The sequence below is a fragment of the Citrobacter sp. wls826 genome (assembly GCF_005281245.1).
In the GTDB taxonomy this organism is placed as follows: domain Bacteria; phylum Pseudomonadota; class Gammaproteobacteria; order Enterobacterales; family Enterobacteriaceae; genus Citrobacter; species Citrobacter braakii.
The window spans coordinates 126638-136200 of record NZ_SZWS01000048.1; the positions used below are offsets into that span (position 1 = coordinate 126638).

At 56.8% G+C, this 9563-nt stretch carries 10 protein-coding genes; 9 read left to right on the plus strand and 1 reads right to left on the minus strand.

Annotated features, from left to right (window positions below; genetic code table 11):
- Position 1: 1 nt before the first annotated feature.
- The 4 genes from FDW87_RS11250 to FDW87_RS11265 are packed head-to-tail and all read left to right on the plus strand — an operon-like array spanning position 2 to position 3813.
- On the plus strand, positions 2-1009 hold the full coding sequence (locus FDW87_RS11250; RefSeq protein ID WP_252363119.1) for an ABC transporter permease: 1008 nt from the start codon (positions 2-4) through the stop codon (positions 1007-1009).
- Positions 1006-1902 carry a D,D-dipeptide ABC transporter permease gene (ddpC, locus tag FDW87_RS11255; RefSeq protein ID WP_016156536.1) on the plus strand — a complete coding sequence of 299 codons (897 nt, stop codon included), beginning with the start codon at positions 1006-1008 and terminating at the stop codon, positions 1900-1902. The genes FDW87_RS11250 and ddpC overlap by 4 nt, the downstream gene beginning before the upstream one ends.
- The gene (locus FDW87_RS11260) at positions 1899-2885 is read left to right on the plus strand and encodes an ABC transporter ATP-binding protein (RefSeq protein WP_016156537.1); all 987 of its coding nucleotides are present in this window, start codon (positions 1899-1901) and stop codon (positions 2883-2885) included. The genes ddpC and FDW87_RS11260 overlap by 4 nt, the downstream gene beginning before the upstream one ends.
- Positions 2878-3813, plus strand: a complete 936-nt coding sequence (locus FDW87_RS11265) for an ABC transporter ATP-binding protein (protein ID WP_016156538.1) — start codon at positions 2878-2880, stop codon at positions 3811-3813. Before FDW87_RS11260 ends, FDW87_RS11265 begins: the two co-directional genes overlap by 8 nt.
- Before the next feature lie 28 nt (positions 3814-3841).
- Here FDW87_RS11265 and FDW87_RS11270 read toward each other — a convergent pair whose 3' ends face one another.
- Positions 3842-4732, minus strand: coding sequence for a LysR family transcriptional regulator (locus FDW87_RS11270; protein WP_016153095.1), 891 nt, complete (start codon positions 4730-4732; stop codon positions 3842-3844).
- A 142-nt stretch (positions 4733-4874) separates the two neighbouring features.
- Between FDW87_RS11270 and FDW87_RS11275 the strand changes: the two genes are divergently transcribed.
- The 5 genes from FDW87_RS11275 to FDW87_RS11295 form a co-directional block, all read left to right on the plus strand.
- Positions 4875-5582 (plus strand): CoA transferase subunit A, encoded by a 708-nt coding sequence (locus FDW87_RS11275; protein ID WP_016153096.1) that lies wholly within the window; start codon positions 4875-4877, stop codon positions 5580-5582.
- Positions 5583-5584: 2 nt separating this feature from the next.
- A complete protein-coding gene (locus FDW87_RS11280) occupies positions 5585-6241 on the plus strand; it encodes a CoA transferase subunit B (RefSeq protein ID WP_016153097.1) in 657 nt (218 codons plus the stop codon).
- 10 nt (positions 6242-6251) lie between these two features.
- Positions 6252-7457, plus strand: coding sequence for an acetyl-CoA C-acetyltransferase (locus FDW87_RS11285; protein WP_046276372.1), 1206 nt, complete (start codon positions 6252-6254; stop codon positions 7455-7457).
- Positions 7447-8370 carry a 3-hydroxyacyl-CoA dehydrogenase family protein gene (locus FDW87_RS11290; RefSeq protein WP_137379751.1) on the plus strand — a complete coding sequence of 308 codons (924 nt, stop codon included), beginning with the start codon at positions 7447-7449 and terminating at the stop codon, positions 8368-8370. Before FDW87_RS11285 ends, FDW87_RS11290 begins: the two co-directional genes overlap by 11 nt.
- A gap of 43 nt (positions 8371-8413) precedes the next feature.
- Positions 8414-9563 (plus strand): GntP family permease (locus FDW87_RS11295; RefSeq protein ID WP_252363120.1); only part of this gene is annotated, 1150 nt, incomplete at its 3' end.

The following is a 9563-nucleotide window of genomic DNA, read 5'->3' on the forward strand; positions in this document are numbered from 1 at the left end:
CATTTTACGCCAGCGATGCTGGGGACTTATTCTGGTGGTTATCGGTGTTTGCGTAATCACTTTTATTATTTCGCACCTGATACCTGGCGACCCCGCGCGGCTGTTGGCGGGCGATCGCGCCAGCGATGAAATTGTCGAAAATATTCGCCAACAGTTGGGGCTGAACCAGCCGCTGTATGTCCAGTTTTTTCGCTATGTCAGCGACATTTTTCACGGCGATTTAGGCACTTCTATTCGCACCGGACGTCCGGTGCTGGATGAGCTGCGCATCTTCTTCCCCGCCACCCTTGAGCTGGCTTTCTGCTCCTTGTTGCTGGCGCTGGTTATCGGTATTCCTTTGGGCATTTTATCTGCGGTCTGGCGCAACCGCTGGCTTGATCACCTCGTTCGCCTGATGGCAATCACCGGTATCTCCACGCCAGCATTCTGGCTGGGGCTGGGGGTTATCGTGCTGTTTTATGGTCATCTGCAAATTTTACCCGGTGGTGGACGTTTAGACGACTGGCTGGATCCGCCAACTCACGTCACCGGGTTCTATCTGATTGATGCACTGCTGGAAGGCAATGGCGAAGTCTTTTTCAATGCGCTTCAGCACCTGATCCTGCCATCACTGACGCTGGCCTTTGTGCACCTGGGGATCGTTGCCCGCCAGATTCGCTCCGCCATGCTGGAGCAACTGAGTGAAGATTACATTCGCACCGCTCGCGCCAGCGGGTTGCCGGGCTGGTACATCGTGTTGTGTTACGCGTTGCCAAATGCGCTTATCCCCTCGATAACCGTTCTCGGCCTGGCATTGGGCGATCTGCTCTACGGTGCGGTGCTGACTGAAACGGTCTTCGCCTGGCCGGGAATGGGCGCCTGGGTGGTGACGTCGATTCAGGCGCTCGACTTCCCGGCGGTAATGGGATTTGCCGTGGTGGTCTCTTTCGCCTATGTGCTGGTTAACCTGGTGGTGGATTTACTCTACTTGTGGATCGATCCACGAATTGGACGCGGAGACGCACAATGATGCTCACACAAGAAACGCCAGCCGCGCCTCAGACAACACGCCGTCGCACGGACTGGGCTAAACTGTTCTGGATGATGAAAAGCAGCCCGCTGACGCTGGTTGGCGGGGTCATCATTGTGTTGATACTGCTGCTGATGGTGCTGTCGCCGTGGATAACCCCTCACGACCCTAATGCCATCAATTTGAGTGCGCGCCTGCTGCCCCCGTCAGCCGCTCACTGGTTTGGTACCGATGAAGTCGGCCGCGATCTGTTCAGCCGCGTTCTGGTGGGTAGCCAACAATCGGTCGTTGCGGGGCTGGTCGTGGTGGGTATCGCCGGGGGATTGGGTTCGCTGCTGGGCTGTTTGTCTGGCGTAATGGGCGGACGCGCCGATGCAATTATTATGCGAATAATGGACATTATGCTGTCCATTCCCTCGCTGGTGCTGACGATGGCGCTGGCCGCCGCGTTGGGTCCAAGCCTGTTTAACGCCATGCTGGCGATTGCTATCGTACGTATTCCGTTTTATGTGCGCCTCGCACGCGGTCAAACGTTAGTCGTGCGCCAGTTTACCTATGTGCAGGCGGCGCGGACCTACGGCGCATCACGCTGGCATCTGATTAGCTGGCACATTTTACGTAACTCTCTGCCCCCGCTAATTGTGCAAGCGTCGCTCGATATCGGCAGTGCGATCCTGATGGCCGCCACGCTCGGATTTATCGGTCTGGGCGCACAGCAACCCAGCGCTGAATGGGGAGCGATGGTCGCAATAGGCCGTAACTATGTGCTTGATCAGTGGTGGTATTGCGCTTTCCCCGGCGCCGCCATTCTGATTACCGCCGTGGGCTTTAATCTCTTTGGCGATGGTATTCGCGATCTGCTTGACCCGAAAGCCGGAGGAAAACAGTCATGACACAACCCGTGCTGGAAATCGAAGATTTGCATTTGAGTTTTCCCGGCTATAAAGCTGACGTGCATGCGCTTAACCATGTATCGCTGCATATCAACCGCGGAGAAATCGTTGGCGTGGTTGGCGAGTCCGGTTCTGGTAAGTCCGTGACGGCCATGCTCACCATGCGTCTGCTGCCGGAAGGCAGTTATCATATCCACCAGGGACGCGTTTCGCTGCTGGGGGAAGATGTGCTCAATGCCAGCGAGAAGCAAATGCGCCAATGGCGCGGCGCACGCGTAGCGATGATCTTTCAGGAGCCCATGACGGCGCTGAATCCGACCCGGCGCATCGGTCAGCAAATGGTGGAGGTTATCCGCCATCATCAGGCGTTAAGCCGCACGGATGCCCGTCAGAAAGCCATCGCTTTACTCCAGGAGATGCAAATCCCGGACGCGGCGGAAGTCATGAAGCGTTTCCCGTTTGAGCTTTCCGGCGGGATGCGCCAGCGCGTAATGATAGCGCTGGCCTTTTCATGTGAACCGGAGCTTATTATTGCCGATGAACCGACCACCGCTCTGGACGTCACGGTGCAACTGCAGGTGCTGCGTTTGCTGAAGTTAAAAGCGCGAGCCAGCGGGACAGCCGTGTTATTTATCAGCCATGATATGGCGGTGGTTTCACAGTTATGCGACCGGTTGTACGTCATGTATGCCGGAAGCGTGATTGAGAGTGGCCCAACGCAAACCGTTATTCAACGCCCGACGCATCCCTATTCCATTGGTCTGCTGAAATGCGCGCCGGAGCACGGCGAGCCACGCGCATTGCTGCCCGCCATTCCCGGCACCGTGCCGAACTTAACCTGCTTACCGACGGGATGCGCGTTTCGCGAGCGCTGCTTTGCCGCTGGCCCCCGTTGTGAAGAAACACCTGCGTTACGCAGTCAGGGAGGCGGGGATCAACAATCTGCCTGCTGGTATCCGCAACTGGAGACAACACATGTCTGATTTTTTACTGGCGCTGCAGAATGTTCATGTCAACTTCCCTGCGCGTAAAAACTGGCTCGGCAAGGTAACGGAACGGGTGCATGCCCTCAATGGTCTGGATTTACAGATCCGTCAGGGGGAAACACTGGGGATTGTTGGCGAGTCCGGTTGTGGAAAGAGTACGCTGGCGCAACTGCTGATGGGGATGCTGAAACCCAGTCAGGGCAACTATGCGCGCCGTGGTGACAAGCAGCATACCGGTATGCAAATGGTCTTTCAGGATCCCCTTTCATCGCTGGATCCGCGCTTACCGGTATGGCGGATTATCACCGAACCGGTGTGGATCCAAAAACGTCCTGCAGAACGTGAGCGCCGTATGCTTGCTGAAGATTTGGCGCGACAAGTGGGAATTCGTCCTGAATATCTCGACCGCCTGCCGCATGCGTTTTCCGGTGGACAGCGCCAGCGTATTGCCATCGCCCGGGCGTTGTCATCAGAGCCGGACGTGATTGTGCTTGATGAACCTACTTCGGCGCTGGATATCTCCGTGCAGGCGCAAATTCTCAATCTGCTGGTGTCATTGCAGGCGCGCAGAAACCTGACCTACGTGCTGATCTCGCACAACGTGTCGGTGGTTCGCCATATGAGCGACCGCGTGGCGGTGATGTACCTCGGGCAAATTGTTGAGCTGGGCGATGCGCAGCAGGTACTCACGCAGCCCGCCCATCCCTACACGCGGTTATTGCTGGATTCGGTCCCTAAAACGGGAGCACCGCTGGCGGAGGATTTGGTGTTACGGAAAACCGAACTACCGGGGAACCGAACGCTGCCCCAGGGTTGTTTTTTCCGTGACAGGTGCCCACTGGCAACCAGCGGCTGTGAGAAGAAACAGGCATTGCTGAAAAGTGATAGCGGTGGTGAAGTTCGCTGCTGGCGGGCGGTTGCATGAGCTGAACGGTTGGCGTATTGCGTGAGAGTCAGGTGCAATACGCCTTTTTCAGTGAATCCACCAGCACTTCAGAAGCGGTAGATAACTTATGATGCGCCGAACGCAAAACGCCGATCCGACGCTGGATCACCGGCGTATCCAGATCGATACAGGTTGCACCCAGCTCTGTCATTTGCGTGCGGCACAATGCGGGCACGGCGCTGCCGCCCAGTCCGCTCGCCACCAGGCGACCAACCGTCACCAGTTGATGGCTCTCCAGCGCCACTTCCAGCGTATGCCCACTTTGCACCAGCTGTTCTTCCAGCATCAGGCGCACGGCGGAAGGACGTTGCAGGGTGATAAAATCCAGCGTCAGTAATTCGCGCCACGCAATACGATCCCGGCCCGCCAGTTTGCATGTCGGCGGAACAATCGCGATAAAACGATCCACGCCGAGCGGGGTGAAATGCAGATGCCCTGAAGAGTCCGGCTCAAAAGCAATGCCCATCTCCACCCGCCCTTCACTGACCATCTCAATCACTTGTTCGTTAATGACGTCATGTACCGTTACGTTGATCCCGGAGTAGGAATCACGAAACGTTTTCAGTACCGATGGCAGGACGTTAGCGGCGAATGAGGGCATGGCGGCAATAGAAATTTTCCCGCGCTGCAGCGTAAAGCGTTGGCGCATTGCCTCTTCCGTATTCTCCCAGTCCGCCAGCAGCTGTCGCCCCATGTTGAGCAGCGTTTCTCCCTCCTGCGTCAGGGTCACTTTGCGGGTGGTTCTCAACAGTAACGCCCCGCCCAGTGAATCCTCCAGTCCTTTAATCGCCAGGCTTAAAGCGGGTTGCGACATATTCAGTCTTTCACTGGCATGAGCAAAATTCAGAGTGTGAGCTACCGCTAAAAACGCGCGTAACTGTTTGATGCTCATTCCCATTTCGCATTCCTTTAACTTGTTGAATACCTTTAATTAACATTAAATTGATAAAAAAACCCAATGAGTGAGTCACAAATTTAAAATTAACAAATCATTTTTCACCCCCAATGATGTCGGCAAGGACAACAGGAGGGGCAAGTATATGGCTGGATTGGATAAACGGGTTGCCACCTATCAAGAGGCGCTGGAAGGACTGACCGATAACATGACGCTGCTGGCGGGCGGTTTTGGCTTATGTGGGATCCCTGAGAACCTGATTGCCGAAGTACGCCGTCGGGAGGTTCAGGGGCTTACGGTTGTGTCAAACAACTGCGGCGTGGATGGTTTTGGCCTTGGCGTTCTGCTGGAAACGCGCCAGGTACGCAAAGTGGTCGCATCTTATGTAGGTGAAAACGCCCTGTTTGAGCAGCAGGTTCTCAGCGGTGAACTGGAAGCTATCCTGACGCCGCAAGGCACGCTGGCTGAGCAGTTGCGCGCGGGCGGCGCGGGGATCCCGGCATTCTTTACCGCGACCGGATACGGAACCCCGGTCGCGCAAGGGAAAGAAGTTCGCGAGTTTGCCGGACGCCCTTACATCTTAGAGCAGGCGATAACCGGTGATTTTGCGTTGGTTAAAGGCTGGAAAGCCGACTGGTACGGCAACGTTATTTATCGCCATACCGCACAAAATTTTAATCCGCTGATGGCTGCCGCTGGGCGTATTACCGTCGTGGAAGTTGAAGAAATTGTCCCTCCCGGAGAGCTGGACCCCGCCGCAATTCACACCCCCGGAATTTACGTTAACCGCATTATCCAGGGCCAGTTTGAAAAACGTATTGAACAACGCACCCTGCGCCAGAAAGGAGCCTGACCATGTTAACGCGTGAACAAATGGCGATGCGTGTCGCCCGCGAACTGCGAGACGGTTATTACGTCAACCTTGGGATTGGTATTCCTACTCTGGTGGCCAACTACATTCCTGAAGGCATGGACGTAATGCTGCAATCGGAAAACGGTTTGCTGGGTATGGGCCCGTTTCCCACGGAAGACGAAATTGATGCTGACATGATCAACGCCGGGAAACAGACCGTGACGGCGCGCAAAGGCGCGGCAATCTTCGACTCGGCGCAATCCTTCGCCATGATCCGCGGCGGTCACGTCGACCTGACGGTGCTCGGCGCGTTTGAAGTGGATGTTAACGGCAATATCGCCTCATGGATGATCCCCGGAAAAATGGTGAAAGGCATGGGCGGCGCGATGGATTTAGTTGCCGGAGCCGACAACATCATCGTGGTGATGACGCATGCCTCTAAAAGCGGCGAGTCGAAACTGCTTCCCGCCTGCACCCTGCCGCTGACCGGCGTGGCCTGTATTAAACGCGTGCTTACCGATCTGGCGCTGCTGGAGATTGCCGATGGGGCGTTCATTCTGCGCGAGCGAGCGCCGGGCATCAGCGTCGATGAGATAGTCGCCAGAACCGCCGGCAAGCTGATCGTTCCCGAAAATGTCCCCGAAATGCACTTTAGCTGAGGAGCTGACCATGCAGGATGTTGTTATTGTCGCGGCAACGCGCACCCCAATTGGCAGTTTTCATGGCGCGCTGGCGCCGCTTTCCGCGGTTGAACTAGGTTCAGTGGTGATCCGTTCGCTGCTGGAAAAAACCGCCGTGGCACCTGAGCAAATTGATGAAGTGATCTTCGGCCAGGTTCTGACGGCTGGCTGCGGCCAGAACCCTGCCAGGCAAACGGCGTTACGCGCAGGACTGCCGGTCACCACGCCCGCGTTAACCCTGAATCTGGTGTGCGGCTCGGGCATGAAGGCGGTGCATCAGGCGGTCCAGGCGATTCGCTGCGGCGATGCGCAAATTGTGATTGCGGGTGGGCAGGAGAGCATGAGCAATGCGCCCTATTTCCTCGACGGCGCCCGGGCGGGACTGCGGCTCGGTCATGCCAGCATGAAAGACAGCGTGGTGCATGACGGTCTGTGGGATGCGTTTAACGACTATCACATGGGGATTACCGCGGAAAATCTGGCGGATAAGTTCGTGATCGGTCGCGAGCAGCAGGACGCCTTTGCCCTGCGCTCACAGCAAAAAGCGGCCGCTGCCATTGAAGCCGGTCGTTTTAGCGCGGAAATCACGCCAGTCAGCGTCCCACAGGGCAAAAAACCGCCGCGTGTCGTGGATCGTGACGAACAGCCTCGTCCGGATACGCAGGCTGAAAAGCTGGCGCAGCTCAAACCAGCGTTTCGCCCAGGTAACGGCACGGTGACCGCCGGGAATGCCTCTTCAATCAACGATGGCGCCGCCGCAGTGATGTTGATGAGCGCCGCCAAAGCAGCAGAACTCAATCTGCCGGTTCTTGCCAGAGTGGCGGGCTACGCTGTCTCCGGCGTCGACCCTGCGATTATGGGTATTGGGCCGGTAGAGGCATCACTTCAGTGCCTGAAGCGAGCTGGCTGGACGTTGAATGATGTCGATCTCATTGAAGCCAACGAAGCCTTTGCCGCGCAAGCGCTGGCGGTTGGCGAATCCCTGAACTGGGACAGCGATCGGGTGAACGTAAACGGCGGCGCGATTGCGCTGGGCCATCCCATTGGCGCGTCAGGTTGCCGAATTCTGGTGACTTTGCTGCACGAAATGGCCCGCCGTAACGCAGCCAAAGGGCTGGCTACGCTGTGCGTAGGCGGCGGTCAGGGGGTGGCGCTGGCGGTTGAGCGCCCGCAGGAGGTATCTCATGAAAAGTAAGCATATCTGCGTACTGGGCGCGGGTTTAATGGGTGTCGGTATTGCCACCCACTTCGTCCGTTATGGTCACGATGTCTGGCTGTACGACACCGATAGCAACCATATTGCAGACATTGGCGCAGTTGCCAGCGGTATTCTGGATGAACTGATTGCCACCGAACAGTTTCCTGCAGACGACAAAGCACAGGCTGTGAGTCGCCTGCATGGCACTACCTCACTGCAAGATATCGCCGCGTGCGGGTTACTGATCGAAGCCATCCCAGAGCGACTCGAACTCAAGCACGCGTTGTATGCACAACTGGAAGCACTGATCGCGCCTGAGGCCGTCATTGCCAGTAACACCAGCGGCCTGCCGCCGGATGCGCTGGCAGAAAAGCTCGCCCATCCTGAGCGGTTGTTAATCGCCCATTTCTGGCACCCGCCGCATTTTATTCCACTGGTTGAGATTGTACCCGGCACGGCCACGAAGCCGGAATATCTGCAGGAGCTGCAACAACTGCTGCTTTCGATGCAGCTGGAAGCCGTTGTGCTCGACCGCGCCGCGCCGGGGTTTGTCGGTAATCGCCTGCAGTTTGCTCTGCTGCGTGAAGCGTTGCATATCGTAAAAAGCGGGATCGCCAGCGCAGAGGTGGTGGATCAGGTAATGCGCGCCTCGCTCGGTCGTCGCTATGCGATGGTCGGTCCGCTGGAGGCGGCGGATATGACCGGACTTTCTACGGTACAGGACATTTGTCGGCATCTGCTACCGGAGCTGGCAACCGGGAGCGACATGATGTCTCTGGTCGCTGACAAGGTGGCTAACGGTGATACCGGTTTGCGCAGCGGTCAGGGATTTTATCGCTGGGATGATTCGCGCAAGGAATATATCCAGCAACGCAGAGAGCATCAGCTGCGCTATGCCCTGAAACCGTAACTTCTCTTTCTGTACCCCACTATAACAATGATATTGAGGAGTCATGATGAGTGTATTAATCGCCCTGGCAGCGTTGGGCCTGCTGATGCTGGCAGCCTATCGCGGATATAGCGTCATCCTGTTTGCCCCCATCGCGGCATTAGGTGCTGTATTGCTCACCGAACCCAGCGCCGTCGGCCCTGCCTTCACCGGCCTGTTTATGGAAAAAATGGTCGGTTTTGTGAAGCTTTACTTCCCGGTGTTCTTACTGGGCGCTGTGTTTGGCAAGTTAATCGAGTTATCGGGTTTTTCTCGCTCCATCGTTGCTGCCGCCATCAACATTCTCGGGCGTCGTCACGCCATCCCTGTGATTGTGCTGGTGTGTGCACTGTTGACCTACGGCGGCGTATCGCTGTTCGTGGTGGCATTTGCGGTGTATCCGTTTGCGGCGGAGCTGTTCCGTCAGAGTAATATTCCGAAGCGCCTGATCCCGGCCACCGTTGCGCTGGGCGCGTTTTCCTTCACCATGGACGCTCTGCCAGGCACGCCGCAGATCCAGAACATTATTCCGACCAGCTTCTTTGGAACTAACGCCTGGGCCGCGCCCTGGCTGGGTTTGATCGGCTCTCTGTTTATCATCGTTGTCGGTCTGGTTTATCTCGAGCGCCAGCGTCGTAAAGCGCAGGCAAAGAATGAAGGGTATGGCACTGAACTGTTAAACGAGCCGGAAACGCCGGATAACATTAACCTGCCGAACCCGATAATTGCTATCTCTCCGCTGATCCTGGTTGGCGTTTTTAACCTACTGTTTACCCGCTGGATCCCGCAATGGTATGGCGCTAAGCATCAACTGGAACTTCCGGGCCTTGCCAAACCGATTACCACCGAAGTCGGTAAAATCACCGCTATCTGGGCGGTAGAAGCGGCGCTGATTTCTGGGATCCTGCTGGTGGTGCTCTTCGGCTATCGCAACATTAAAGGTCGCCTGGCGGAAGGGAGCCGAACGGCGGTTGGCGGTGCGATCCTCGCGGCCATGAACACCGCATCAGAATACGGTTTTGGCGCAGTGATCGCTGCCCTGCCAGGTTTCCTCGTGCTGTCAAAAGCGCTGGCGGCCATTCCCGACCCGCTGCTCAATGAGGCTATCAGCATCACCACGCTTGCCGGGATCACCGGCTCGGCGTCTGGCGGGATGAGTATTGCCCTCGCCGCCA